27 protein-coding genes, 1 other RNA gene and 1 other annotated feature are annotated in these 23,659 nt (G+C 59.0%); of the genes, 13 read left to right on the forward strand and 15 right to left on the reverse strand.

The window, feature by feature from the left end:
• Positions 1 to 62 precede the first annotated feature (62 nt).
• Together adk and LB453_RS17055 are read right to left on the reverse strand one after the other, a co-directional pair.
• Positions 63 to 707 carry an adenylate kinase gene (adk, locus tag LB453_RS17050; protein WP_103795063.1) on the reverse strand — a complete coding sequence of 215 codons (645 nt, stop codon included), beginning with the start codon at positions 705 to 707 and terminating at the stop codon, positions 63 to 65.
• Between the two features lie 143 nt (positions 708 to 850).
• Positions 851 to 1,696, reverse strand: coding sequence for a DUF6024 family protein (locus tag LB453_RS17055; protein ID WP_103795064.1), 846 nt, complete (start codon positions 1,694 to 1,696; stop codon positions 851 to 853).
• Between the two features lie 181 nt (positions 1,697 to 1,877).
• On the opposite strand from LB453_RS17055, the gene LB453_RS17060 reads away from it, so the two are divergent.
• Entirely contained in the window at positions 1,878 to 2,747 is an 870-nt protein-coding gene (locus LB453_RS17060) for a LysR substrate-binding domain-containing protein (RefSeq protein WP_103795065.1), read from the forward strand.
• A gap of 259 nt (positions 2,748 to 3,006) precedes the next feature.
• Here the strand turns inward: LB453_RS17060 and htpG are convergent, their stop codons facing one another.
• From htpG to LB453_RS17090, 6 genes are all read right to left on the reverse strand, one after another.
• Positions 3,007 to 4,881 carry a molecular chaperone HtpG gene (gene htpG / locus LB453_RS17065; protein ID WP_103795066.1) on the reverse strand — a complete coding sequence of 625 codons (1,875 nt, stop codon included), beginning with the start codon at positions 4,879 to 4,881 and terminating at the stop codon, positions 3,007 to 3,009.
• Between the two features lie 98 nt (positions 4,882 to 4,979).
• Positions 4,980 to 5,585, reverse strand: coding sequence for a recombination mediator RecR (recR, locus tag LB453_RS17070; RefSeq protein WP_103795067.1), 606 nt, complete (start codon positions 5,583 to 5,585; stop codon positions 4,980 to 4,982).
• A complete protein-coding gene (locus tag LB453_RS17075; protein ID WP_103795068.1) occupies positions 5,585 to 5,914 on the reverse strand; it encodes a YbaB/EbfC family nucleoid-associated protein in 330 nt (109 codons plus the stop codon). The genes recR and LB453_RS17075 overlap by 1 nt, the downstream gene beginning before the upstream one ends.
• 55 nt (positions 5,915 to 5,969) lie before the next feature.
• A complete protein-coding gene (gene dnaX / locus LB453_RS17080) occupies positions 5,970 to 7,976 on the reverse strand; it encodes a DNA polymerase III subunit gamma/tau (protein WP_103795069.1) in 2,007 nt (668 codons plus the stop codon).
• Positions 6,561 to 6,622: a sequence feature (DnaX frameshifting element), on the reverse strand. It overlaps the preceding gene by 62 nt.
• Positions 7,977 to 8,115: 139 nt before the next feature.
• Entirely contained in the window at positions 8,116 to 8,667 is a 552-nt protein-coding gene (gene apt / locus LB453_RS17085; protein ID WP_103795070.1) for an adenine phosphoribosyltransferase, read from the reverse strand.
• Positions 8,668 to 8,808: 141 nt separating this feature from the next.
• Positions 8,809 to 9,198, reverse strand: a complete 390-nt coding sequence (locus LB453_RS17090; protein WP_033752668.1) for a DUF454 family protein — start codon at positions 9,196 to 9,198, stop codon at positions 8,809 to 8,811.
• Positions 9,199 to 9,254: 56 nt separating this feature from the next.
• On the opposite strand from LB453_RS17090, the gene priC reads away from it, so the two are divergent.
• The 3 genes from priC to rsmS are packed head-to-tail and all read left to right on the forward strand — an operon-like array spanning position 9,255 to position 10,222.
• Complete coding sequence (gene priC / locus LB453_RS17095) at positions 9,255 to 9,776, forward strand: primosomal replication protein PriC (protein WP_103795071.1); 522 nt, start codon at positions 9,255 to 9,257, stop codon at positions 9,774 to 9,776.
• A 35-nt stretch (positions 9,777 to 9,811) separates the two neighbouring features.
• Positions 9,812 to 10,057 (forward strand): GlsB/YeaQ/YmgE family stress response membrane protein, encoded by a 246-nt coding sequence (locus LB453_RS17100; RefSeq protein WP_103795072.1) that lies wholly within the window; start codon positions 9,812 to 9,814, stop codon positions 10,055 to 10,057.
• A gap of 9 nt (positions 10,058 to 10,066) precedes the next feature.
• Complete coding sequence (rsmS, locus tag LB453_RS17105; protein ID WP_103795073.1) at positions 10,067 to 10,222, forward strand: pleiotropic regulatory protein RsmS; 156 nt, start codon at positions 10,067 to 10,069, stop codon at positions 10,220 to 10,222.
• On the opposite strand, the gene acrR is transcribed toward rsmS, so the two are convergent.
• Positions 10,213 to 10,857, reverse strand: coding sequence for a multidrug efflux transporter transcriptional repressor AcrR (acrR, locus tag LB453_RS17110; RefSeq protein ID WP_224481528.1), 645 nt, complete (start codon positions 10,855 to 10,857; stop codon positions 10,213 to 10,215). The genes rsmS and acrR overlap by 10 nt on opposite strands.
• A 143-nt stretch (positions 10,858 to 11,000) precedes the next feature.
• Between acrR and LB453_RS17115 the strand changes: the two genes are divergently transcribed.
• The 4 genes from LB453_RS17115 to ykgO all read left to right on the forward strand — a co-directional run bounded on the left by LB453_RS17115 (position 11,001) and on the right by ykgO (position 16,017).
• Positions 11,001 to 12,203 carry an efflux RND transporter periplasmic adaptor subunit gene (locus tag LB453_RS17115; RefSeq protein ID WP_103795074.1) on the forward strand — a complete coding sequence of 401 codons (1,203 nt, stop codon included), beginning with the start codon at positions 11,001 to 11,003 and terminating at the stop codon, positions 12,201 to 12,203.
• 16 nt (positions 12,204 to 12,219) lie between these two features.
• On the forward strand, positions 12,220 to 15,375 hold the full coding sequence (locus tag LB453_RS17120) for an efflux RND transporter permease subunit (RefSeq protein WP_224481529.1): 3,156 nt from the start codon (positions 12,220 to 12,222) through the stop codon (positions 15,373 to 15,375).
• Positions 15,376 to 15,613: 238 nt separating this feature from the next.
• On the forward strand, positions 15,614 to 15,865 hold the full coding sequence (locus LB453_RS17125) for a type B 50S ribosomal protein L31 (protein ID WP_103795076.1): 252 nt from the start codon (positions 15,614 to 15,616) through the stop codon (positions 15,863 to 15,865).
• An 11-nt stretch (positions 15,866 to 15,876) separates the two neighbouring features.
• Positions 15,877 to 16,017 carry a type B 50S ribosomal protein L36 gene (gene ykgO / locus LB453_RS17130; RefSeq protein WP_103795077.1) on the forward strand — a complete coding sequence of 47 codons (141 nt, stop codon included), beginning with the start codon at positions 15,877 to 15,879 and terminating at the stop codon, positions 16,015 to 16,017.
• A gap of 41 nt (positions 16,018 to 16,058) precedes the next feature.
• On the opposite strand, the gene LB453_RS17135 is transcribed toward ykgO, so the two are convergent.
• Genes LB453_RS17135 through LB453_RS17145 form a run of 3 tightly spaced genes read right to left on the reverse strand, consistent with a single transcriptional unit; the run spans position 16,059 to position 18,442 of the window.
• Entirely contained in the window at positions 16,059 to 16,937 is an 879-nt protein-coding gene (locus LB453_RS17135; RefSeq protein ID WP_103795078.1) for a metal ABC transporter substrate-binding protein, read from the reverse strand.
• Between the two features lie 12 nt (positions 16,938 to 16,949).
• A complete protein-coding gene (locus tag LB453_RS17140; RefSeq protein ID WP_103795079.1) occupies positions 16,950 to 17,789 on the reverse strand; it encodes a metal ABC transporter permease in 840 nt (279 codons plus the stop codon).
• The gene (locus LB453_RS17145; protein WP_103795080.1) at positions 17,786 to 18,442 is read right to left on the reverse strand and encodes a metal ABC transporter ATP-binding protein; all 657 of its coding nucleotides are present in this window, start codon (positions 18,440 to 18,442) and stop codon (positions 17,786 to 17,788) included. Before LB453_RS17145 ends, LB453_RS17140 begins: the two co-directional genes overlap by 4 nt.
• 349 nt (positions 18,443 to 18,791) lie before the next feature.
• On the opposite strand from LB453_RS17145, the gene LB453_RS17150 reads away from it, so the two are divergent.
• The 3 genes from LB453_RS17150 (at position 18,792) to LB453_RS17160 (ending at position 19,913) form a co-directional block, all read left to right on the forward strand.
• Positions 18,792 to 19,145 (forward strand): hypothetical protein, encoded by a 354-nt coding sequence (locus LB453_RS17150; RefSeq protein WP_103795081.1) that lies wholly within the window; start codon positions 18,792 to 18,794, stop codon positions 19,143 to 19,145.
• Positions 19,146 to 19,293: 148 nt separating this feature from the next.
• Positions 19,294 to 19,671 carry an Hha toxicity modulator TomB gene (tomB, locus tag LB453_RS17155; protein WP_224481530.1) on the forward strand — a complete coding sequence of 126 codons (378 nt, stop codon included), beginning with the start codon at positions 19,294 to 19,296 and terminating at the stop codon, positions 19,669 to 19,671.
• Positions 19,672 to 19,694: 23 nt separating this feature from the next.
• Positions 19,695 to 19,913 carry an HHA domain-containing protein gene (locus tag LB453_RS17160; RefSeq protein WP_033752683.1) on the forward strand — a complete coding sequence of 73 codons (219 nt, stop codon included), beginning with the start codon at positions 19,695 to 19,697 and terminating at the stop codon, positions 19,911 to 19,913.
• A gap of 126 nt (positions 19,914 to 20,039) precedes the next feature.
• On the opposite strand, the gene ffs is transcribed toward LB453_RS17160, so the two are convergent.
• Positions 20,040 to 20,136, reverse strand: an RNA gene (ffs, locus tag LB453_RS17165) — signal recognition particle sRNA small type.
• 166 nt (positions 20,137 to 20,302) lie between these two features.
• Here ffs and LB453_RS17170 point away from each other — a divergent pair.
• Positions 20,303 to 20,614: an MGMT family protein gene (locus tag LB453_RS17170; protein ID WP_103795083.1), complete on the forward strand. Its 312-nt coding sequence runs from the start codon at positions 20,303 to 20,305 to the stop codon at positions 20,612 to 20,614.
• A 32-nt stretch (positions 20,615 to 20,646) separates the two neighbouring features.
• On the opposite strand, the gene LB453_RS17175 is transcribed toward LB453_RS17170, so the two are convergent.
• Complete coding sequence (locus tag LB453_RS17175; protein WP_224481531.1) at positions 20,647 to 21,204, reverse strand: YbaY family lipoprotein; 558 nt, start codon at positions 21,202 to 21,204, stop codon at positions 20,647 to 20,649.
• A 199-nt stretch (positions 21,205 to 21,403) separates the two neighbouring features.
• Between LB453_RS17175 and tesB the strand changes: the two genes are divergently transcribed.
• On the forward strand, positions 21,404 to 22,267 hold the full coding sequence (gene tesB, locus LB453_RS17180) for an acyl-CoA thioesterase II (protein WP_033788820.1): 864 nt from the start codon (positions 21,404 to 21,406) through the stop codon (positions 22,265 to 22,267).
• A gap of 93 nt (positions 22,268 to 22,360) precedes the next feature.
• On the opposite strand, the gene amtB is transcribed toward tesB, so the two are convergent.
• Positions 22,361 to 23,647 carry an ammonium transporter AmtB gene (gene amtB, locus LB453_RS17185; protein WP_033788819.1) on the reverse strand — a complete coding sequence of 429 codons (1,287 nt, stop codon included), beginning with the start codon at positions 23,645 to 23,647 and terminating at the stop codon, positions 22,361 to 22,363.
• Positions 23,648 to 23,659: the final 12 nt, after the last annotated feature.

The raw sequence follows: 23,659 nt of genomic DNA on the forward strand, positions 1-23,659 counted from the left end.
GAAAGCGGGAGAGGGAAAAGCAATTACTGCAAAAGGGGCTGGCACTGCCGGCCCCAACGGCGTTAGCCGAGAATGCTCGCCAGCTGCTTGCTGACGTCGGCGACCGGCTGGGTGCCGTCGATTTTGTGGTAAGCGGTGTTGCCCGCTTCCGCTTCTTTGCTGTAGTAGGCGATCAGCGGCGCGGTCAGCTGATGGTATTCTACCAGGCGCTTGCGCACGGTCTCTTCCTGATCGTCTTTACGCGTGGTCAGCGCTTCGCCGGTGACGTCGTCCTGACCTTCCACCTTCGGCGGATTGTACTTAACGTGATAAACGCGGCCTGACGGCGCATGAACGCGGCGGCCGACGATGCGATCGACGATCAGCTCGTCCGGCACCGCGAACTCCAGCACGCAGTCAATTTTGATGTTGGCCTGTTTCATCGCATCCGCCTGTGGGATGGTGCGAGGAAAACCGTCCAGCAGAAAACCGTTTTTGCAGTCTTCCTGCGCGATACGCTCTTTTACCAGCGCGATAACCAGCTCGTCAGTGACCAGTTTACCGGCGTCCATGATGGCTTTCGCCTGGTTGCCGAGCTCGGTGCCGGCTTTAACCGCCGCACGCAACATATCGCCCGTGGAGATTTGCGGAATGCCATATTTCTCCATGATGAACTGAGCCTGAGTGCCCTTACCTGCGCCCGGAGCACCGAGCAGAATAATACGCATTGCGTAAATCCCCTTGCGAATCGCATTGATCAATCTAGAAGGCGAAGACCATACCATTATGACCCGCTCACCACAAGAAAGGCGCGGCTTCCTTGCCGGCGGCAGCAGCCCGTTTCTCCATAAACGGCGGCCGGCAGGTGCGACTACTCTCTTTTTTCAGATTTGCCGCCGGGGCTGAACAACGCCTGAACCCGACTGAGGATCTGCGGCGTCAGGTTGGTTTGCCTGCGCGCGCCGCCGCGCTGGCTGGCACGCACCAGCAGATAGCCCTGCTGCAGCCCTATCTCCAGATCGCTGGCGGGGCTCAGCGTAGCCAGCAGCGTCTGCGGCAGCGAAAAGCTGGCGAACGGCATGCCAGGCGTATGGCTGGAGGCGAGCAGCACCGGCGCGTTAAGCGCGATCGCCTCGACGCGGGCGTGATTATAAGGACGCCAGTCCGGCTCCCGCACGCGACCCAGCGCGGCCAGCACCGGCGCGTTTAGCGGCAGGCCCTGCTCGAACAGGCGCAGCTCGCTGCGCACCAGCGTGCTGAAGTCGGCGGTGCGCAGCGCCACCAGCACCAGACCGCCCGGCAGATCGGCATGATGGTCGAGGCGCGCAACGAAGAGGCCAGCCTGAGCGATCACCTCTTCATGCAGCACGCTGGCGAAGCTCTCGCTGACGTCGACCACGCCCTGCTGCTGGCAGGTGAGCAGCGACCGCACGCGACCATGGGGCAGCTCCACGTGCGCGATGAAATTGATATTTCCGGCCATCAGCGGCACGGCAGGCAAGACGTGCAGCTCCGTCACCGGATAGTGCGTGGCGTAGCGCGTCTGATTGCGCATCTGCTCCTGGCGCAGGAACAGCTGGGAAAGCAGAATGCGCGCCACATGCAGCGAAGGAGCAAAGAACAAATCAAACTGCTCTAGCCGGTAATGCCGTGATAACAGGGTGCGTAAGCGGTCTCGCGCCTCGAAAGGTCGGTCGGCCCATGAGTGAAATGCCATCGCGTCGTGGTTCTCTTCTCTTTGTCGGGTGATGGCGGGCGTGGCGGCAAGACCAGACCACGCATAGCTTTGCCTGGCAGTCAACCCGCTATAATCAGCGGGCCAGGTTAACGGAATGCGGCTGGACTTTAAAATGATATAAACTGACAATCCCTGTTAGGTTTTTACACAGGGGATGAGTATGACCCGGCTACCTCCGCTAAGGGCGCTGCACCATTTTCACCAGGCGGCGCTGCACTGCAGCTTTAGCGTGGCGGCCGAGCATCTGCACGTCACTCACAGCGCCGTCAGCCATCAGATTCGCCAGCTGGAGAGCTGGATGGGTAAGCCGCTTTTCGTGCGCACCAACGGACGCGTAAAGTTAACCTCACACGGCGAGCGGCTGCTGCTGAGCTGCCAGAAAGCGTTTAGCGAGCTTTCCACCACCTGCGCCAGTATTCGTACCGGTATGCGTCACCACCTGACCGTCTCATGCGCCCCCAGCTTTTTGTCGCAGTGGCTGATCCCGCGTATCAGCACCTTTTATCAGCGCTATCCCGATATTGAGATCCACTTTCAGGGGCAGATGGCGCTAAGCCAGCTGCGCAGCGAGCATATTGACGTGCTGATCCTTAGCTACGAACAGCCGCCCGAAGGGGATATCGACGCGACGCTGATCGGCGACGACTATACCGGGCCGCTCTGCGCGCCGCTGTTCGCCTCGCGTTTTCGCAGCGCGCAGGATCTCGCCGCCCTTCCCCTGCTGCACGTCGATACGCGCCTGCACGCCTGGGCGGAGTGGGCGAAAAACGCTGAGGTACAGGGTAATTTCTGGTCGGGAAAGCATTTCGACAACCTGACGCTCGGCATTCAGGCGGCGAAAAACGGGCTGGGCGTGATTGTGGCGCCGCGGCTGCTGGTGCGCCACGAGCTTGAAGACGGAACGCTGATCGCCCCGCTCGGCTTTGTGCGCGTCGATCGCGCCACCTGGATGATGACGAAGGCGTCGCGGCGCCACGACGGGGAGATTACACTGTTTCGCGACTGGCTGCGCGAGGCGGCGCAGCAGTAAGGTCTGTTTAGAACCTGAACCATTAGCGCAGGGGCCCAAAAAGCGCACGGCCAGGTGTAACTTAAAGGCGGGCACCCAACTCAAGGCGCGGGTGGCATGGCCCGAGGAGCAAAGCGTCCTGCGCTAGGGCAGGCGCAGGCCGAGCTGGCATGGATGCCGCTTTTTGCGTCTTTGCGATCGGGCCATGCCACCCGCGACAGCACCGCTGTAAAAAAAAGCCGGTGCTTAAGCACCGGCCTTTATCTCTGTCGCTGCGAGCTTACGCCGTCAGCAGCTGATTCATTCGACGGATAAACTGGTTAGGATCGTCCAGCGTGCCGCGCTCGGCCAGCAGCGCCTGATCCAGCAGCAGCTCTACCCATTCGCCGAAGCGTGCATCGTCCTGGGTATCCGCTACGCGTTTCACCAGCTGATGGTCGGGATTGATCTCGAAGATATACTTCACTTCCGGCACCGCCTGGCCCGCCGCGGCGAACAGCTTCGCCATCTGGGTGCTCATTTCGTTAGCGTCGGTGGTGACGATAGCTGGCGTATCGGTCAGACGATGCGTCAGACGCACCTCTTTCACGCGGTCGCCCAGCAGCGTTTTCACGCGATCCACGAACGGCTCCAGCGCCTTCTCCGCCTCTTTCTGCTCTTCGCTCTCTTCGTCTGCCAGCTTGCTCAGCGACTCATCCGCCTTGCTCACCGACTGGAAAGGCTTGCCGTCGAACTCGGTCAGGTAGCTCATCATCCACTCGTCGATACGATCGGAGAGCAGCAGCACCTCAATACCTTTTTTGCGGAACAGCTCCAGATGCGGGCTGCTCTTCGCAGCGGCGTAGCTGTCGGCGGTGATGTAGTAGATCTTCTCCTGACCTTCCACCATGCGGCTGACGTACGCGTCCAGCGATACTGTCTGCTCGGCGCTGTCGTTATGGGTGGAGGCGAAGCGCAGCAGTTTAGCGATCGCTTCCTGGTTAGCGCTGTCTTCCGCCGGTCCCTCTTTCAGCACCAGGCCAAACTCTTTCCAGAAGGTCTGGTATTTTTCGGCGTCATCCTTCGCCAGCTTCTCCAGCATCTGCAAGGTACGTTTGGTCAGCGCGCCGCGCAGGGTCTGGGTAACGCGGCTGTCCTGGAGGATCTCGCGCGAGACGTTCAGCGGCAGATCGCTGGAGTCAATCAGGCCACGCACGAAGCGCAGGTAGTTCGGCATAAACTGTTCGGCGTCATCCATGATGAAGACGCGCTGCACATAGAGCTTCAGCCCGTGCTTGTGGTCGCGGTTCCACATATCAAACGGCGCGCGCGACGGGATATAGAGCAGGCTGGTGTACTCCTGCTTCCCTTCTACGCGGTTATGGCTCCAGGTGGCCGGATCGCTGAAGTCGTGGGCGATATGCTTATAGAACTCGTTGTACTCTTCGTCGCTGATATCCGCTTTATTGCGCGTCCACAGCGCCTGGGCTTTGTTGATCTTCTCCCAGGTGGTGGTGTCGTTTTCAGCGTCTTTGGTTTCAATCTCTACCGGCAGCGCAATGTGATCGGAATATTTGCCGATGATGCTGCGCACGCGCCAGGCGTCGAGGAATTCATCCTCGCCTTCGCGCAGATGCAGGGTGATCTCGGTGCCGCGATCGGCTTTGGTGATATCGGCGATAGTGTACTCACCTTCCCCGGCCGACTCCCAGAACACCCCCTCGTCTGCTGCGGCACCGGCCGCGCGGGTGCGCACCGATACTTTGTCCGCCACGATAAACGCCGAGTAGAAGCCGACGCCGAACTGGCCGATCAGCTGGCTGTCTTTCGCCTGGTCTGAGCCCAGCGATTCGAGGAAAGATTTGGTGCCGGATTTGGCGATGGTGCCCAGGTTCTCAATCACCTCGTCGCGACGCATGCCGATACCGTTGTCCGACAGCGTCAGGGTGCGTTTGTCCTTATCCACAGAGAGACGCACGCGCAGCTCGCCGTCGCCTTCATAGAGGCTGGCGTCCGACAGCGCGCGGAAGCGCAGCTTGTCAGCGGCGTCCGAGGCGTTGGAAATTAGCTCGCGCAGGAAAATCTCTTTGTTTGAATAGAGGGAATGGATCATCAGGTGCAGAAGCTGTTTTACCTCTGACTGAAAGCCACGCGTCTCTTGTCCTTTCATGGTCATTGTTACCTCAACGGAATCAGGTTGAACGAACGTTGAGGTTGATGTGGGGATGGTGCAGAAAATTTCAAGCCGACGTCGTTAACGACGTCGGCAAGCGTTCAGAAAGTAATCTTGTGGCGCCCGGCCAGCGAGTGGGAGAGCGTGGTGCCATCCACCATCTCCAGCTCGCCGCCAACCGGCACGCCGTGAGCGATGCGGCTGGCTTCGACGCCATACTGGCCGCACAGCTCGGCGATGTAGTTGGCGGTCGCTTCGCCTTCAACCGTGGGGTTGGTGGCGAGGATGACCTCTTTGATGGTTTCGCTCTCCAGCCGCTGCTCAAGCCGATCCAGCCCGATATCCTGCGGGCCGATGCCGTCCAGCGGAGAGAGATGCCCCATCAGGACGAAATAGCGGCCGGCAAACTGACCGGTCTGCTCGATGGCGTGAATATCCGCCGGGCTCTCCACCACGCAGATAAGCCCATTCTGCTGACGCCGCGGATTGGCGCAGATGGTGCAAATTTCCTGCTCGGTGAAGGTGCGGCAGTCGGCGCAGTGGCCGATTTCGGACATGGCGCGCGTCAGCGCCTGCGCCAGCCGCATGCCACCGCTGCGATCGCGCTGCAGCAGCTGAAACGCCATGCGCTGCGCCGACTTCGGCCCAACGCCGGGCAGGCAGCGCAGCGCCTCCATCAGAGCTTCAAGCAGTGGACTGGTTTGCATCAGAACGGCATCTTGAAGCCGGGCGGCAGCTGCATGCCCGCGGAAACAGAGGCCATTTTCTCTTTCTGCGTTTCGTCGATACGACGAGCGGCGTCATTGAATGCGGCGGCAACCAGATCTTCCAGCATCTCTTTGTCATCTTCCAGCAGGCTGGGGTCGATCTCCACGCGGCGGCAGTTGTGCGCGCCGTTAATGGTGACTTTCACCAGGCCCGCGCCCGATTCGCCGGTCACTTCCAGCGCGGCGATCTCTTCCTGAACTTTGGCCATTTTGTCTTGCATCTGCTGGGCCTGCTTCATCAGGTTGCCCAGTCCGCCTTTACCAAACATAGTTTTCTCTCTCAGCTAAGGCCGCATCGCTATCCATGAGACAGCGGCAGCGTGGTCAAACGGGTCGGATACTCTCTTCATCCAGATCGGCGTCGAAGAAACGGCGCAGCGTCTGGATGTGCGTATCGCTAATGATAGACTGGCGCGCCTGCGCCAGCTTCTCTTCGTAAATGGCCTGCCGCCACTCAAGTGGCGTCAATACCGCAGGATTATCATCTTCAATGATAGTCAATTCAACCGGCTGACCGGCGGCGTTGCTCAGCGCGGCGGCAAGCACCTGCTGCGCCGACGCGGAGTTCAGATGACGCTGCGCGGCGCGCAGATGCAGGCAAACGCCCTGCTCCGTCGTCTCTTTCCAGGCATTGAGCGCCAGCTGCTGCACCAGCTTCGGCAGGGGCAGCGCGGCGATTTCCGCCGCCCAGGGATCGCGCTGCTGCGCTTCTTCCATCAGGCGCGCCGCCAGCTCAGGGGTTTTCTCATGCTCAAGCGCCGAACGCAAGGCTTTTGGCGTCGCCACCGGCTCGGGCGCCGCCTCGACCGGCGACTGCGCTTTCCAGCGGTACGCCTCTTTTTTCGTCGGCGCCGCCTCGCGCGGACGCGCTGCCTGCGCGCGTTCGGTAACTGAGGCCAGGCGCTCCAGCGCGGAGGTAGCCGGCCGCGTCAGGGACGCTGCCGGCTCACTCTTTTTTGGTTTGCTGGCCCCCTGGCGCAGCAGCTGAGTGCGCGCCTGCAGGAGCTGGCTGGTGGTATCGGAGAATGAGCCGTCCGGCGCGGCGGCCGGTGGCGCTTCGACCGGCGCGGCAACCCGTTCCGGCGGCGGCGCGGGCGGTGCCATCTGCGGCTGCGCGGCGGCGACATGCGGCTGCGTGGGGGCAACACGCGGCTGCGCGGCGGCACTATGCGGCTGCGGCGCAACGGCGCTCGGCTCCGCCTGCGGCGTCATAGCTGGACGCGCCGCCGGTTCGGCGATCGCCGTCTGCGGATGAAACGCCAGCGCGCGCAGCAGCGTCATTTCAACGCCCATGCGGCGATCGGGCGCCAGCGGCAGATCCTTGCGCCCCATCAGCAACGTTTGATAGTAAAGCTGAACGTCGGCGGGCGGCACAACGCGCGCCAGTTCGCGCAGACGCGGCGCGTGGCTCTCTTCTTCGTCGCTAAGCGAGCCGGGCAGCAGCTGCACCATCGCAATGTGGTGCAGCAGACGCAGCATCTCCACCAGCAGCGCCTCCCACTCCACGCCGCGCGACGCGGCCTGGTTAAGCAGGGTCATCACCTGTTCGCCGCTGCCGTCCACCAGCGCCTCGATCAGCCCCAGCGGCTGCTCGTCGTCCAGGGTGCCGAGCATCTGGCTGACAACAAGGCTGCTGACCACGCCCTGCCCCATGGCGATCGCCTGATCGGCGAGGCTGAGCGCGTCGCGCATGCTGCCGTCGGCGGCGCGCGCCAGCAGCTGCAGCGCGCGCGGTTCGTTTTCGATCTGCTCCTGCTGCAGCACATAGTCGAGCTGTTTGCGGATCAGCTCAACGTCGAGCGCCTTAAGATGAAACTGCAGACAGCGGGAGAGGATAGTTACCGGCAGCTTTTGCGGATCGGTGGTGGCAAGCAGGAATTTAACGTGCGACGGCGGCTCTTCGAGCGTTTTCAGCAGCGCGTTAAAGCTGTGGCGCGACAGCATATGCACTTCATCGATCAGGTAGACCTTAAAGCGGCCGCGCGCGGGCGCATACTGCACGTTGTCCAGCAGATCGCGCGTATCCTCCACCTTGGTGCGCGACGCGGCGTCGATTTCGATCAGATCGACAAAGCGGCCCTGTTCGATCTCGCGACAGTTGTCGCATTTGCCGCACGGCGTGGCGGTGATGCCGGTTTCGCAGTTGAGTCCCTTCGCCAGCAGGCGCGCGATGGTGGTTTTGCCCACGCCGCGCGTGCCGGAAAAGAGATAGGCATGATGGAGACGTCCCAGTGACAGTCCATTCGCCAGCGCGGTCAGGACATGTTCCTGACCGACAACGTCAGCAAATGCCTGGGGACGCCATTTTCGCGCAAGTACCTGATAGCTCATGTGGATTCGATCACTGGATGTGGTTGGAAAGATGAGCGCAGACGCGCTGCAACCCCTGTATATCGTTGCAGTAGTTTAACAGCGACGGCGGGCAATGCCTATCACTTGCTGGCCTCGCGCGCGGCGAGGCCATCATCACTTAGTGACCGGGGAAGTTGACCAGGCTGTAGCAGTTGACGCCCAGCGCTTTCAGGCGAGATTCGCCGGTCAGATCGAAGAGGTTAATGACAAACGCGGCGTCTTTCACTTCGCCGCCTGCGCGGCGGATCAGCTTGACCGTCGCTTCAATCGTGCCGCCGGTCGCCAGCAGATCGTCCACCACCAGCACGACGTCGCCAGGCTTAATCGCGTCTTTATGCAGCTCGAGCGCATCGGTGCCATATTCCAGCTCGTAGGATTCGCTGAAGGTAGCGCGCGGCAGTTTGCCCGGCTTGCGCACCGGCACGAAGCCGACGCCTAATCCCAGCGCGACCGGCGCGCCGAACAGGAAACCGCGCGCTTCGGTGCCGACCACTTTAGTAATGCCCCGATCGCGATAGCGCTCGACGAGCAGCGCGATGGTCGCGGCGTAGGCTTGCGGATCTTCCAGCAGGCTGGTGACGTCGCGGAAGAGGATCCCGGGTTTCGGGTAATCCTGAATGCTTTTAATGCTCTCTTTAATGAATTCAAGCTGCTGCGCAGTTGCGGTCATAATGTTACGCCTGGTAAAAACTTTATATCGCGCAGCTTCCATAGCGTCAGATTCCAAAATGAATCAGACGCAGAGAGTAAAAAAAGGGAAGCCACGCACGAAGATGCCCAAATCTAAGCAAATGGCCGGCTAAATGCAACCTTATCGCGGCGGCGCGCGATCGTCGGGCGATTCGGCCACCACAGGAATACGCCACATCATCAGCAGCAAAAAGCAGAGCATTACGCCAAGGAACAGGCGTACCCACAGAATTTTCACCAGCCAGATCGAAACGCAAAAAGTCACCAGCGTCAGCGCCATAGCGCGACCTTTCGCGCCCGGCGGCATCGCGCGATGGCGCTGCCAGTGGCGCAGATAGCGCCCGAACGGCGAACGCCACAGCAGCCAGTGATGAAAGCGCGGCGACGATCGGGCGAAGCACCAGGCCGCCAGCAGCACAAATGGCGTGGTCGGCAATAATGGTAATACAATGCCCAGCGCGCCGAGTATGATGGCCAGCCAGCCGAGAGTCAGAAGTAAAATACGTTGCATAGCCTTGCCTGGATCTTTTGCATGCGCGCTACGTTAGCACAGATAAGGAAAAGATAATGGCGTCCGCCACCACTCAACAGCGCCTGGCCGCCTGCCTGACGGCGCTCAAGACGCAGATCGCCCAGCATCCCGACGGACGCTGCCGCACCCCGCGCTTCGACAAACAGCTATTTACCACCAGCGGCACGCGGCTGGCCGACTACCTGCAGGAGATAGAGCGTAATCTGCAGCTGCTGTGCGATTCGGCAAACGAGTCAGAGCGCGTCTGGCTGGCGGAGAAGCTGGTGAATCAGATTGCCGCCCTGCAGCGCGAAGCGAATACGCAGCAGCTGCGCCCGCGCCGCGAACGGCCCGCGACGCCGCCGCGTCAGCAGAAGCTGGCGGAATACCGCGAGTATGAGCGGCGGCTGCAGGCGATGATTGACCAGCGCGAACAGCGGCTCGCGCTGGCGGAGAGCCTGGCGGCGCAGCAGCAGTTAAAGCAGGATCTTGAGGTGCTGGAAGGCCGCATGGCGCGCTGCCGCCAGGCGATTCACGCGGTGAACTGGGCGCTTTCTCTGCGCGACGATGCCCACTGACGCCTATACTTAGGCCATCTGATCAGGAGCCTGAAATGGGAATCATCGCCTGGATTATTACTGGAGCGGTCGCTGGCTGGCTGAAGCGGCGCTTTTTTCCCGGTCGGCCCGGCGGCCTTGCCGCCACCCTGGTGCTGGCGGTGATCGGCGCGCTGGTCGGCGGCTATATCGCCAGCTATTACAATCTCGGATCGCTGGCGACGCTCCATCCCGCTGCGCTCGGCATTGCGCTGGGCGGCGCGCTACTCATGCTGCTGGTCGCAGCGAAACTGCGTATATAAGGAACGAAAATGTCACTGGAAACCGCGCCCGACGAGATAAAACTGGCGGTAGACTTAATTCAGCTTCTGGAAGAGAACCGCTTGCCTGCCGAAACCGTGCTGGCGGCGCTGGCGATCGTGCAGCGCGACTTTGAGAAAAAGCGCGACGCAGAACGTCAGGGCTGATGCGACGCGCTTAACGTCGGGCTCAGACGTAGCATATCGATACAGGCTTCGACAATTTGCGGCGCGCTCGCCGCCAGGTCAAAGCTCTCCGGCGCAAACAGCCAGCTCTCCATCATGCCGTTGACGTAGCCCCGCATCAGCAGCGCCGCCTGGCGGGTGTTCAGTCTCACGGGTAATTGCCCTGCCTCAATGCACTCTTTCAAAACATCTTCTATTTTGTCATAGCACTCTGAAAGCAGGCTTTGCTGCATGATTTTCAGCGCCGCCATTTCGCCGACGAATTCGCACTTATGGAAAATAATCTCCATCAGCGCGCGTCGCTGCGGATCCTTTGCTGTTGCTTCAAAGATATAGATCAGCATTGCGCGCAATACAGAGAGTGGATCGCCAGGGTATTTTGACTGATACTCAAGTTCCACATCATCAAGCCCAGCGTCGGTGCGCAGCCAGATTTCATGTAACACATCGGCTTTATTTTTAAAGTGCCAGTAAATTGCGCCCCGCGTTACGCCGGCCGCTGCTGCGATATCCGCAAGCGAGGTGGTGGAGACGCCCTGGCAGGAAAATAACGCAAGGGCGGCATCAAGAATTTGATGACGCGTTTCAAGTGCTTGGGCTTTGGTTTTTCGTGCCATAGGGAGTTTTTTTTACGAACTGGCAAGTTTACATACATTTGTGAATGTATGTACCATAGCATGACCCCGGGTTTTAGCGCAGCAATGGGTTTATCGGTTTGTGATCCATTGATCAATTGATATCGGACACTAGAGGTTTATTTATGAATAAAAACAGAGGATTATCGCCTCTGGCGGCCGTCCTGATGCTTTCAGGCAGCTTTGTGTTAACAGGATGTGATGATAATAAATCCCAGCAAGCCGCCCAGCAGCACCCGCCGGAAGTGGGGGTTGTCACCCTTAAAAGCGAACCCCTGAAGATCACCACGGAGCTGCCGGGCCGCACCTCCGCCTACCGCGTGGCTGAAGTGCGTCCTCAGGTTTCCGGTATCATTCTGAAGCGTAATTTTGTGGAAGGCAGCGATATTAAAGCGGGCGAATCGCTTTATCAGATCGATCCTGCTACCTACCAGGCAAGCTACGACAGCGCGAAAGGCGATCTGGCGCAGGCAGAAGCCAACGCCCGCATCGCGCAGCTGACGGTTAACCGTTACAAGCCGCTGCTCGGCACCAAATATATCAGCCAGCAGGATTACGATAACGCCGTCGCCACCGCCGCGCAGAACGCGGCTGCCGTGCAGGTAGCAAAAGCAAACGTCGAAACCGCCCGCATCAATCTGGCCTATACCAAAGTGACCTCGCCTATCAGCGGTCGTATCGGCAAATCGTCCGTGACCGAAGGGGCGCTGGTGCAGAGTGCGCAGACCACCGCGCTGGCCACTGTGCAGCAGCTCGACCCAATGTATGTTGACGTTACCCAGTCCAGCGACGAGTTTATGCGCCTGCGCGCTGAGCTGGAGTCTGGCCAGCTGAAGCAGGTCGATGGCAAAGCAACCGTTACCCTGCTGATGCAGGACGGCAGCGAATCGCCGCAGAAAGGCACGCTGGAGTTCTCCGACGTCACGGTTGACGAAACCACCGGCTCGATCACCCTGCGCGCTATCGTGCCGAACCCGGATCACCGTTTGCTGCCGGGCATGTTCGTCCGCGCGCGTCTGGAAGAAGGCACCAACCCGAATGCGCTGCTGGTTCCGCAGCAGGCCGTGGCCCGCACGCCGACCGGTCAGGCGACCGTGATGGTGGTTGGCGCGGACAACAAGGTTGAAGTACGCAGCGTCAACGCCTCGCAGGCGATCGGCGACAAATGGCTGGTGACCTCTGGTCTGAAAGAGGGTGAACGCGTAATCAGCGTCGGCACGCAGCGCGCGAAGCCAGGCGCTCAGGTGACGCCGCAGGAAGTCGCTGCCGAGCAGAAATCTGACGCCGGTGCGCAATCTCAGACCCAGTCTGAAAAAACTTCGTCTTAACAGGAGCCGTTGATACATGGCTAAGTTCTTTATCGATCGCCCCATCTTTGCGTGGGTAATCGCCATCATCGTGATGCTGGCGGGTGCGCTATCGATTCTTAAGCTGCCGATCGAGCAATATCCCAACGTTGCTCCGCCGGCCGTGCAGATTCGTGCCGCCTATCCGGGCGCCGATGCGAAAACGCTGCAGGACTCCGTAACGCAGGTTATCGAACAGAATATGAACGGTATTGATGGGCTGATGTACTTCTCATCAAACAGTGACTCTTCCGGTAACCTGCAGCTGACCCTGAGCTTTGAATCCGGCACCGATCCCGATATCGCGCAGGTCCAGGTGCAGAACAAACTGCAGCTGGCGATGCCGCTGCTGCCGCAGGAAGTGCAGCAGCAGGGTATTCAGGTGCAGAAATCCTCCAGCAGCTTCCTGATGGTGGCGGGTTTCGTCAGCGATGACGGTTCAATGACCCAGAACGATATCTCCGATTTCGTTGCGTCAACCTTTAAAGACCCCATCAGCCGTACCGCGGGCGTCGGCGATACCCAGATCTTCGGTGCGCAGTATGCGATGCGTATCTGGATGGATCCGGCAAAGCTGAATAACTATCAGCTGACGCCGGTCGACGTCATCAGCGCCATTAACACCCAGAACGCCCAGGTCGCAGCGGGTCAGCTGGGTGGGGCACCTGCCGCGCCGAACCAGCAGCTCAACGCTTCAATCATTGCGCAGACGCGTCTGACCTCGACCGATGAGTTCGGCAAAATTCTGCTGAAGGTGAACACCGACGGTTCGCAGGTTCGCCTGCGCGACGTGGCGAAAATCGAGCTGGGCGGCGAGAACTACGAGGTTATCGCGCGCTATAACGGTAAACCGGCTTCCGGTATCGGTATCAAGCTGGCGACCGGCGCGAACGCGCTCGATACCGCCAACGCGGTGAAGGCGGAGCTGGGCAAACTGCAGTCGACCTTCCCGGCCGGCCTGAAAGTGGTTTATCCCTATGACACCACGCCGTTCGTTAAGATCTCTATCTTTGAAGTGGTCAAAACCCTGTTTGAAGCGATCGTGCTGGTGTTCCTGGTCATGTATCTCTTCCTGCAGAACTTCCGCGCCACCCTGATCCCAACCATCGCGGTACCGGTTGTGCTGCTCGGTACGTTTGCCATCATCAGCGCCTTCGGCTACTCGATAAACACGCTGACGATGTTCGGTATGGTGCTCGCCATCGGCCTGCTGGTGGATGACGCCATCGTGGTAGTTGAGAACGTTGAGCGCGTGATGGCCGAAGAGGGGCTGCCGCCTAAAGAGGCGACGAAGCGTTCGATGGAGCAGATTCAGGGCGCGCTGGTCGGTATTGCGCTGGTGCTCTCGGCGGTCTTTATCCCGATGGCCTTCTTCGGCGGCTCCACCGGGGTTATCTATCGCCAGTTCTCCATCACCATCGTTTCTGCGATGGCGCTGTCGGTGCTGGTGGCGTTAATCCTGACGCCGGCGCTCTGCGCCACGATGCTGAAGCCGATCAAAAAAGGCGATCACGGCAAAACCACCGGTTTCTTCGGCTGGTTTAACCGCCTGTTTGACAAGAGCACCAACCACTACGTCGACAGCGTTGGCCATATCGTGCGCAGCACCGGCCGCTATCTGGTGATCTATCTGGTAATCGTGGTGGGTATGGCCTATCTGTTCCTGCGCCTCCCCTCCTCGTTCCTGCCGGAAGAGGATCAGGGCCTGCTGCTCGCTCAGGCGCAGCTGCCTGCGGGCGCGACGCAAGAGCGTACGCAGAAGGTCATGGATCAGATTACTGATTACTTCCTTAATAAAGAGAAGGACAGCGTCAAGTCGGTGTTTACCGTTAACGGCTTCGGCTTCTCCGGCCGTGGTCAGAACACCGGTATCGCCTTCGTCAGCCTGAAACCCTGGGATGAACGCAGCAACAGCGATCTGAAGGTGCCGGCTATCGCCGGTCGCGCTATGGTCGCGCTGGGCCAGATCAAAGATGCGTCAGTGTTCCCGTTCAACCTGCCGGCGATTATCGAGCTGGGGAACGCGACCGGCTTCGACTTTGAGCTGATCGACCAGAACAACCTTGGTCATGAAAAACTGACCGAAGCGCGTAACCAGCTGCTGGGCATGGTGGCGCAGCACTCCGATACGCTGGTGGGCGTGCGTCCCAACGGCCTGGAAGATACGCCGCAGTACAAACTGACTATCGATCAGGAAAAAGCGCAGGCGCTGGGAGTATCGATCTCCGATATCAACACCACGCTCGGCGCAGCCTGGGGCGGCTCTTACGTCAATGACTTTATCGATCGCGGTCGCGTGAAGAAGGTCTACGTAATGGGCGAAGCGAAAGACCGTATGCTGCCGGACGACATCAGCAAATGGTATGTGCGCAACAGCAGCGGCAATATGGTGCCCTTCTCCGCCTTCTCATCGGCGAAGTGGCAGTACGGCTCGCCGCGTCTGGAGCGCTATAACGGCCTGCCGTCAATGGAGATTCTGGGCCAGGCTGCGCCAGGCAAAAGCTCCGGCGACGCGATGAACCTGATGGAAGAGCTGGCGTCGAAACTGCCTGCGGGCATCGGCTATGACTGGACAGGCATGTCCTATCAGGAACGCCTCTCCGGCAACCAGGCGCCTGCGCTCTACGCCATCTCGCTGATTGTGGTCTTCCTCTGTCTGGCAGCGCTCTATGAGAGCTGGTCGATTCCGTTCTCAGTTATGCTGGTGGTGCCGCTCGGGGTTATCGGCGCGCTGATCTTTACCACGCTGCGCGGACTGAGTAACGACGTTTACTTCGTGGTAGGTCTGTTGACCACCGTCGGGCTGTCGGCCAAGAACGCCATTCTGATCGTCGAATTCGCCAAGGATTTGATGGAGAAAGAGGGCAAAGGCCTGGTGGAAGCGACGCTGGAAGCCTGTCGTATGCGTCTGCGTCCGATTCTGATGACCTCGCTGGCCTTTATTCTCGGCGTGTTGCCGCTGGCGATCAGCACCGGCGCAGGTTCCGGCGCGCAGAACGCCGTCGGTACCGGCGTAATGGGCGGGATGGTCACGGCGACCGCGCTGGCGATATTCTTCGTTCCGGTGTTCTTCGTGGTGGTGCGCCGCCGCTTCGGCAAGAACAAATCGGAGCTGGAAAAAGGTCATCCGACCGAACAGAACCATCAGCATTAATCTTTGCTGAATGATAAAAGGCCGCGCAAGCGGCCTTTTTTATGGGTGTTGCGCCAGCACGGACAGCTTCCCCAGTGACAAAAAAACTCAAGCCGCCTCCCCCTTCTTCACCAGCCAGCCTGGGTTTCCACCAAAAGAGTGGGCAAAAGCTCCGATCGCCCTGGCCAGCATGGGTTGCATTTCGCGTCGCCGCGCGCCATAATAATGTTACTTTATAACATAACATTTGCGAGGCGTTATGAAACCGAATATCCATCCTGATTACCGTCCGGTGGTGTTCCACGACACGACCGTCGATAAATATTTCAAAATCGGCTCCACCATTAAAACGGAGCGCACTATCGAGTTTGAAGGCGAGACCCTGCCCTATATGACGCTGGACGTCTCGTCCGCTTCTCACCCCTATTACACCGGCAAGCAGAAAGAGTTTGCTAAAGAGGGCAGCGCCGCGCGCTTCAACCAGCGCTTTGGTCGCTTTCTTAAAAAATAAGGTCGCTGAAGATGCAGGTATTAAATTCGCTGGCGTCGGCCAGAAAACGTCATAAGGATTGCAAAGTCGTGCGCCGTCACGGTCGCGTTTTTGTCATTTGCAAATCGAATCCGCGCTTTAAGGCGGTACAGGGAAGAAAGAAAAAACGTTAGAAGGTGTCGTGATAACTGGCCGGGGAATTCCCCGGCCTTTTTTATTTCATGCTGCGGATCATGGCGTCGACATTGTGGCGGAACGCCGCGACATAGGTGGGCGCCGGGCCAGAAGGCTGCGACAGCGCCTCTGGATAAAGCTCGCCGCCGGGCTGGGCGCCGGTTGCGCTGGCGATCTGTTTCACCAGGCGCGGATCGGTCTGGTTTTCAATAAAGTAGCTGTGAATATGCTCGGCCTTGAGCTGCCTGATCAGCCCGCCGACCTCGCTGGCGCTCGCCTCCGATTCGGTAGAGAAGCCGACCGGTGCCAGGAAGGTCACGCCGTAGCGCTGCCCGAAATAGCCGAACGCATCGTGACTGGTGAGCACCTTGCGCTTCGCCACCGGTATCGCCGCAAAGGCGGTTTTTGCCCAGCCATCCAGCGTCTGCAGCTGTTCGATATAATGTTCACCGCTGCGGCGAATAGCCTCGGCGTCTTGCGGATCGGCCTTGATCAGCGCGTTCATCACATTGGTGGCGTAGATAACCCCGTTGCGCATGCTATTCCACGCGTGGGGATCGGTAACGCTCTTGCCATCCTCTTCCATACTGCGCGTCGCCACTCCGCGCGAGGCGACCACCGCGTCGCCTTTGTAGCCCGAAGCGCTCACCAGCCGATCCATCCAGCCCTCAAGCCCCAGGCCGCTTACGAATACCAGATCCGCACCAGCCAGCGCCTGGCTGTCCTGCGGCGTCGGCTCGAAGGTATGGGGATCGCCATTCGGCCCGACCAGCGACTTCACGTTAACGTGCTCGCCCCCCACCTGCTTTACGATATCCGCCAGTACGGTAAAGCTGGCGACAACGTTCACGGTTTTCGCCATGGATAACGGGCTGATCAGCAGCGCGCCGATCGCCATGCTCAATGATAACGTCTTCATAAATACCCCTGTTTAATGGCGGCGCAAAATGCCGCCGCATGGTCCTGCCAGAATGGAAAGAAAAAAGAGCAGCGCGGCGCTCAGCACCACCGCCGGCCCCGCCGGCAGCGAGAAGCGCCAGGAGAGCATCAGCCCGATCGCGGCGGCGGCGATCGCCAGCGCCATCGCAGTGGCCAGCATCCATGCCAGATGTCGGCTCCAGAAACGGGCGCTGGCGGCAGGCAGCATCATCAGCCCGACCGACATCAGGGTGCCGAGCACCTGAAAGCCCGCTACCAGGTTGAGCACCACCAGCATCAGAAACAGCCCATGCACCAGCGGTGCGCTCCATTTGCCCTGCGCGCGCAGAAAATCGGGATCGAAAGCGTCAATTACCAGCGGACGATAGATAATTGCCAGCATCAGCAGAGTAAAGGCGGCGATGGCGCCGACCAGCAGCAGCGCCGGGTTATCTACCGCCAGCAGCGAACCGAACAGCACGTGCAGCAGATCGACGCTTGATCCGCGCAGCGATACCAGCGTGACGCCCAGCGCCAGCGAGCCCAGATAGAAGCCGGCAAAGCTGGCATCCTCTTTTAACGGCGTGTAGCGGCTTACCGCCCCTGAGAGCAGCGCCACCGCCAGCCCGGCGATAAGCCCGCCGATGCCCATCGCCACCAGCGACAGGCCCGAAATCAGGTAGCCGATGGCCGCCCCGGGCAAGACCGCGTGCGACAGCGCATCGCCAATCAGGCTCATGCGGCGCAGCGATAAAAAGACGCCGAGCGGCGTAGCGCTGACCGCCAGCGCCACGCAGGCGACAAGGGCGCGCCGCATAAAGCCAAATTCAATAAAAGGCTGAATCAGCGTCATGAGGCCAGGCTCCGCGGCGCGACCGGCACTTCGCTGACCGCCTCGTCCAGCGACAGCACCTCGCTGAAATAGCGCGCCACCAGCGGTCGGTCGTGCAGCACCACCAGCAGCGTGGTACCTGCCTGCTGCTGCTGTTGCAGGATCGACATCAGCAGCGTCACCGTTTTGCTGTCGATACCGTTAAAAGGTTCATCCAGCAGCCACAGCGGGCTACGCTGCAGCAGCAGGCGGGCGAAAAGCACGCGCTGCAGCTGGCCTCCCGACAGCGTGGCGGGCTGCGCGCTGGCGAAATCGCGCATCTGAACCGCATCCAGCGCCTGGTCGATCTCCTGCCGCATGCTGCGGCTGATGCCGCCGAACCAGCCGCAGCGCGGCCAGCAGCCTATCGACACTAGCTCAAATACGGTTAACGGAAAGCGCGTCTCCAGTTCGCTGCGCTGCGGCATCCAGCCGATAGCCTTCTGAGGAAGCTGCAGATCGCACCTTCCGGCCACCGGTTTTATCAGTCCGGCAATGGTTTTCAGCAGCGTCGATTTACCGCTGCCGTTGGCGCCGATCAGCGCCGTCATGCTTCCGGAGGCTAATTCGGCATCAATAACCGGCGTCACCGCTCTGTTTTGATAGCCCGCCTGCAGCCGGTTAAAACGCATCATGATGCGACTCCCCACGCTATCGCCAGCGCCAGCAGAGCGATAATGAACAAGGCAACCGCGACTCTTCCGCCCAGCGAAAGCAGCATTCCACTTTGACTCATGATTAACTCATTATGTTATAACATAACAACAATCTACCGCATATTGAGATTGGGACGTGCAGGTAATATGTTTCAAAAGGTATCAGCAGCGCGTTTTCGCTCAGCAAATCGGCATGCCATTTATCTGATTCACTGAGGAAAAAGCCTTTATGAATAACAACAATAGATTTTGTCGTTAAAAGAGGCGTTGCAAAGTGGTTGCACAAGTCTAATGATCGGTTTAACAATCTACTGAAGCGGTAAATGAAATGTCTCTGCAGCTTGAAAGCAATATCAACCCGGAAAACCCGACCGTCCCAGAATTAACGGCGTTTATCCAACGGAATATTCCCAAAATAGCACAACCTCTGGCAGGTGATTTGCACTGGTATTCACCACATGCACAGTTAGTTCCAGAGAGTTTTAAAATAAAGTCTGTTGAAAAGTTAGCCAGTAATCGTTTTAAAATGCTTTATCAATTTGACGGGCATATATTTAGTCCTTGTCTGGATTTAAATGAAGTTTTTACCCGTGAAGAGCAGGTTCTGTTTCAGGTTCTGCCCGGCAGGCTTGAGTTTGAGCTGATAGCCAACCAGCAACCCTCCCCCGCCGACGAATTGTAATATTTGGTAATTGAGGTGAGCAAATCTAATGATTGTGTTTTATATTTAATGTATCCCAAGCTTTGACCGCAATTCGTAATCACTTCCTGGCCGCTTAACCTTAACTCGCCGCGCAGCGGTATCCGTGCAAGCTATGGAGGGGAAAAAGATGGACGAGTACTCACCGAAACGGCATGATATTGCCCAGCTTAAATTCCTGTGTGAGAACCTGTTTGACGAAAGTATGGCGACGCTGACCGACAGCCATCACGGCTGGCTTAACGACCCGACTTCTGAGAACAATTTACAGCTTAATGATTTGATTGAGCACATTGCTTCTTTCACGATGAATTACAAAATAAAGCATGCTGAAGATGAAGATTTGATAACGCAGATCGACGACTATCTTGACGATACCTTTATGCTATTCACTAATTATGGTATCAACGCGCAGGATCTGAATCAGTGGCAGCGTTCCGCTCGACGCTTATTTAATCTGTTTAGCGAAGAGTGCGCTTTTCTTCAGCAACCCAGCCACTCCATTTAGGTAAACATGAGACCGGTTTATTTATGAACGATAAAAATCTGACGAAAACTGATTATTTGATGCGGCTGAGACGCTGCCGATCGATCGATACGCTTGAGCGCGTAATTGAAAAGAATAAGTATGAGTTATCTGATGATGAACTGGCGGTATTCTACTCTGCCGCCGACCATCGTCTTGCTGAACTGACGATGAATAAGCTTTACGACAAAGTCCCTGGTTCAGTATGGAAGTTTGTGCGTTAACACACTGTTTTTCCTTCCCGTTTGCTGCAACCCACCCGCTTTATTCTAAATAAATCTTTAACGCGCCATGGAGTGGCGGTTATGGGAGACGTCTGGGGATTTTTCGAGGGGAGAAAGTGGTGGAGGCCCTGCCAGCCACATCCCGGCACACGCGTCGCCTGCTGCGGCTGCTTCCTTCCGGACCTGACCGAGTTCACAAGTTAGCATTGCGGGAGGACCAACAGAGCCTCCATTGACAAGCCCTCTTTCGAAGGCGGGGGCATTATCAGGGAAGCCCCCGCCAATTGCAAGCGCCGCCCGGATGACCGTTGTTTTCTTGAACAATGCGTCTCACCAGACGGCCACCTCGCTGTGCTACAGTAGCGTTTTTGCTTCTATGGAAGGCCAGTATGGATCCCCAGGAGAATTTTCAGCAGCGCATATGGCATATTGTTGCCGCTATTCCCCCAGGTAAAGTCGCCACCTACGGCGATATCGCCCGCCTGGCGGGGTCGCCGCGCGCGGCGCGTCAGGTGGGCGGCGTTCTGCGTCGGCTGCCGCCCGGCAGCCAGCTCCCCTGGCATCGCGTCATTAACCGCCACGGCGCAATCTCCCTGCAGGGTGACGATCTGCTCAGACAGCGCGACGCGCTGGCGGCGGAAGGCGTTGAAATCAGCGACGATGGCCGCATCGCGCTGGACGCTTATCGCTGGCAGCCCTGACAGCGGGGCGAGAGCGCCCCGCTTCTCTCAGGTTACAGGCTGGTTGGCGCAGGAACGGAAGAAGATGGCGTAACCTGCGTTGGCGAGGTTGACGGCACCGTGGTGACCGCGCCGGGCTGGGTAGGCAGCGCAGTTTGCGGCACCGGCACCAGCAGCAGTTCCGCTTTGGTGCCGCCCTGGTTGATAACCGGCTTCACCGTATCGGTAATAAACGCCAGCTTGCCGTCGATAGTGATCGCCGCGCTCAGCAGAATACGCGCGTTGGGCTGGATATCGGCCGGATTAAACGGCAGCACGAACTGGAACGGCGCCTGCTTACCCTGCGTATGTACAGCGCACTGCGACAGCACTTTCGACGGCGCGTTCGCCATCGTCGCGTCGGAGAGCGTAACCGTCAGCACCGCGTCAGGCGGCAGTGCTATCCGCTGACGGATATAGACCGAACCGCTCACGTTAGGCTGCGCAATGGCCGCCTGTTGCCCTGCCGCGCTGGCCCCCAGCGTCGGCACCGGCACCGGTTTGCTGTGATCGGCGCAGCCTGCAGCGGCTGCAATCAAGGTAATACCACTTACCACTTGCCAGAGTTTCATTGATGTCGTCTCCATCTGATCACTATGATTATCGGCTGCGAATTCTTCGCCTGGGGTTTCATTCGCCTTATGTGGTTAATCCTGGCATAAAATCCAGATATTTCCTCTCTGCTCCGCGCGGCCTCTGCTGCACTCTTTGATTGACGGAAACTGGTCGGATCTTTCACACTGAGCGGGTTAACTTTGTGAGGATTGCACTATGAGCCAGGCGCTGCAGAATCTGCTTAATTTATTAAATCTGGAAAAGCTGGAAGAGGGTCTCTTTCGCGGCCAGAGCGAAGATTTAGGACTGCGTCAGGTATTTGGCGGCCAGGTGGTCGGCCAGGCGCTCTACGCGGCGAAACAGACCGTGCCGGAAGAGCGTATTATCCACTCTTTCCACAGCTACTTTTTGCGGCCGGGCGACAGCAAGAAAGGCATTATTTACGATGTGGAAACCCTGCGCGACGGCAAAAGCTTTAGCGCGCGCCGCGTCAGCGCGGTGCAAAACGGACAGCCTATTTTCTATATGACCGCCTCTTTCCAGGCGCCTGAGAGCGGCTTTGAGCATCAGAACGCCATGCCCGAGGTGCCTGGCCCGGAAACGCTGGCATCGGAGCAGGATTTGGCGCAAAAGATGGCGCATCTGCTGCCGGAAAAGGTGCGCGAGAAATTTATCGCTGAGCGGCCGCTGGAGATACGTCCGGTTCAGATTCACAATCCGCTGAAAGGCCGCGTCGACGAGCCGGTGCGCCAGGTGTGGATCCGCGCCAACGGCGGGCTGCCCGCCGATCTGCGCATTCACCAGTATCTGCTTGGCTACGCCTCCGACCTCAACTTCCTGCCGGTGGCGCTACAGCCCCACGGCAAAGGTTTTCTTGAGGCGGATATGCAGGTCGCCACCATCGACCATTCGATGTGGTTTCACCGCCCCTTTAACTTCAGCGACTGGCTGCTCTACAGCGTGGTAAGCACCTCCGCCTCAGGGGCGCGCGGTTTTGTGCGCGGCGAGTTCTATAACCAGCAGGGCGTGCTGGTCGCCTCAACCGTGCAGGAAGGGGTGATGCGTCAGCGCAGCGAATAAGCTGCCAGCGGCAAAGAGGCAAAAAATAAGGGGCGAATAGTCGCCCCTTTTTGCTTTTTATTTTTAGCGCACTGCTTCTCTCTGCCCGACGGCTTACTGGTTGTAAGCGTTCTCGCCGTGGCTGTTGACGTCCAGACCTTCGCGCTCCTGCTCTTCCGGCACGCGCAGACCCACAATCATATCCGCCAGCTTAAAGCCGATAAAGGCGACCACTGCTGACCAGACGATAGTCACGCCGACGCTGAACAGCTGCACCCACACCTGATGGCCCATGGTGACGCCTTCCGCATAGCCGACGCCGCCCAGCGAAGAGGAGGCAAACACGCCGGTCAGGATACAGCCAACGATGCCGCACACGCCGTGCACGCCGAAGACGTCGCACGGGTCATCCACGCGCAGCATTCTCTTCAGGGAGGTTACGCCCCACAGTCCTGCCAGACCGCCCACCAGGCCGATAATCAGCGCGCCGCCGACGCCTACATAGCCGCAGGCTGGGGTAATGGCCACCAGACCGGCGATAAAGCCCGAACAGGCACCCAGCAGCGACGGTTTGCCGCGCACCGCCCACTCGCCGAAGGTCCAGGAGAGCACGGCGCCTGCGGTAGCGACCACGGTGTTCAGGAAGGCCAGCGCAGCGATTTCGTTGGCGGCTGAGGCTGAACCGGCGTTAAAGCCAAACCAGCCGACATAGAGGATTGCCGTGCCGGTGAAAACCATCGGCAGGTTGTGCGGCTTAAACGCCTCTTTGCCGAAGCCGGCGCGTTTGCCCACCAGATAGGCACCCACCAGGCCCGCGATCGCGGCGTTGATATGCACAACGGTACCGCCGGCGAAGTCCAGCGCGCCATCCTGCGCGAGGAAGCCGCCTGCCCAGACCATGTGTGCAATCGGCAGGTAGGCCAGCGTCACCCACACGCCAACAAAAATCAGCACGGCGGAGAAGCGAATACGTTCAGCGATGGCGCCGACAATCAGCCCCACGGTGATACAGGCGAACGACGCCTGGAACGCAACGTGGATATATTGATAGAAGCTGCCCATCACCGCTTTCAGCTCGATATTTTTCAGCATTGCCCACTGGAAGCTGCCGAAGAAGGCGTTGCCTTCGCTGAAGGCCAGCGAATAGCCATACACAATCCACAGCACGCAGACCAGCGCAAAGGTCACCGCCACCTGCGTCAGCATAGAGAGCACGTTTTTGCCGCGGATTAAGCCGCCGTAAAACAGCGCGATCCCTGGAATCGTCATAAACAGCACCAGCGCGGTGCAAATCATCATAAAGGCGTTGTCGGCCTTATCCGCTACGGCCGGCGCAGCCATCGCCAGCGACGGTAACAGCGACAGGCTGATGAGGCCCAACAAGGTGAGTGCTTTATTCATTTTTTTCCATCC

This window comes from Pantoea agglomerans (assembly GCF_020149765.1).
Lineage (GTDB): Bacteria > Pseudomonadota > Gammaproteobacteria > Enterobacterales > Enterobacteriaceae > Pantoea > Pantoea alvi.

Coding starts and splice junctions, on each gene's coding strand:
- adk (WP_103795063.1), bottom strand. CDS start 707: ATGCGTATTATTCTGCTCGGTGCTCCGGGCGCAGGTAAGGGCACTCAG.
- LB453_RS17055 (WP_103795064.1), bottom strand. CDS start 1,696: ATGGCATTTCACTCATGGGCCGACCGACCTTTCGAGGCGCGAGACCGC.
- LB453_RS17060 (WP_103795065.1), top strand. CDS start 1,878: ATGACCCGGCTACCTCCGCTAAGGGCGCTGCACCATTTTCACCAGGCG.
- htpG (WP_103795066.1), bottom strand. CDS start 4,881: ATGACCATGAAAGGACAAGAGACGCGTGGCTTTCAGTCAGAGGTAAAA.
- recR (WP_103795067.1), bottom strand. CDS start 5,585: ATGCAAACCAGTCCACTGCTTGAAGCTCTGATGGAGGCGCTGCGCTGC.
- LB453_RS17075 (WP_103795068.1), bottom strand. CDS start 5,914: ATGTTTGGTAAAGGCGGACTGGGCAACCTGATGAAGCAGGCCCAGCAG.
- dnaX (WP_103795069.1), bottom strand. CDS start 7,976: ATGAGCTATCAGGTACTTGCGCGAAAATGGCGTCCCCAGGCATTTGCT.
- apt (WP_103795070.1), bottom strand. CDS start 8,667: ATGACCGCAACTGCGCAGCAGCTTGAATTCATTAAAGAGAGCATTAAA.
- LB453_RS17090 (WP_033752668.1), bottom strand. CDS start 9,198: ATGCAACGTATTTTACTTCTGACTCTCGGCTGGCTGGCCATCATACTC.
- priC (WP_103795071.1), top strand. CDS start 9,255: ATGGCGTCCGCCACCACTCAACAGCGCCTGGCCGCCTGCCTGACGGCG.
- LB453_RS17100 (WP_103795072.1), top strand. CDS start 9,812: ATGGGAATCATCGCCTGGATTATTACTGGAGCGGTCGCTGGCTGGCTG.
- rsmS (WP_103795073.1), top strand. CDS start 10,067: ATGTCACTGGAAACCGCGCCCGACGAGATAAAACTGGCGGTAGACTTA.
- acrR (WP_224481528.1), bottom strand. CDS start 10,857: ATGGCACGAAAAACCAAAGCCCAAGCACTTGAAACGCGTCATCAAATT.
- LB453_RS17115 (WP_103795074.1), top strand. CDS start 11,001: ATGAATAAAAACAGAGGATTATCGCCTCTGGCGGCCGTCCTGATGCTT.
- LB453_RS17120 (WP_224481529.1), top strand. CDS start 12,220: ATGGCTAAGTTCTTTATCGATCGCCCCATCTTTGCGTGGGTAATCGCC.
- LB453_RS17125 (WP_103795076.1), top strand. CDS start 15,614: ATGAAACCGAATATCCATCCTGATTACCGTCCGGTGGTGTTCCACGAC.
- ykgO (WP_103795077.1), top strand. CDS start 15,877: ATGCAGGTATTAAATTCGCTGGCGTCGGCCAGAAAACGTCATAAGGAT.
- LB453_RS17135 (WP_103795078.1), bottom strand. CDS start 16,937: ATGAAGACGTTATCATTGAGCATGGCGATCGGCGCGCTGCTGATCAGC.
- LB453_RS17140 (WP_103795079.1), bottom strand. CDS start 17,789: ATGACGCTGATTCAGCCTTTTATTGAATTTGGCTTTATGCGGCGCGCC.
- LB453_RS17145 (WP_103795080.1), bottom strand. CDS start 18,442: ATGATGCGTTTTAACCGGCTGCAGGCGGGCTATCAAAACAGAGCGGTG.
- LB453_RS17150 (WP_103795081.1), top strand. CDS start 18,792: ATGTCTCTGCAGCTTGAAAGCAATATCAACCCGGAAAACCCGACCGTC.
- tomB (WP_224481530.1), top strand. CDS start 19,294: ATGGACGAGTACTCACCGAAACGGCATGATATTGCCCAGCTTAAATTC.
- LB453_RS17160 (WP_033752683.1), top strand. CDS start 19,695: ATGAACGATAAAAATCTGACGAAAACTGATTATTTGATGCGGCTGAGA.
- LB453_RS17170 (WP_103795083.1), top strand. CDS start 20,303: ATGGATCCCCAGGAGAATTTTCAGCAGCGCATATGGCATATTGTTGCC.
- LB453_RS17175 (WP_224481531.1), bottom strand. CDS start 21,204: ATGAAACTCTGGCAAGTGGTAAGTGGTATTACCTTGATTGCAGCCGCT.
- tesB (WP_033788820.1), top strand. CDS start 21,404: ATGAGCCAGGCGCTGCAGAATCTGCTTAATTTATTAAATCTGGAAAAG.
- amtB (WP_033788819.1), bottom strand. CDS start 23,647: ATGAATAAAGCACTCACCTTGTTGGGCCTCATCAGCCTGTCGCTGTTA.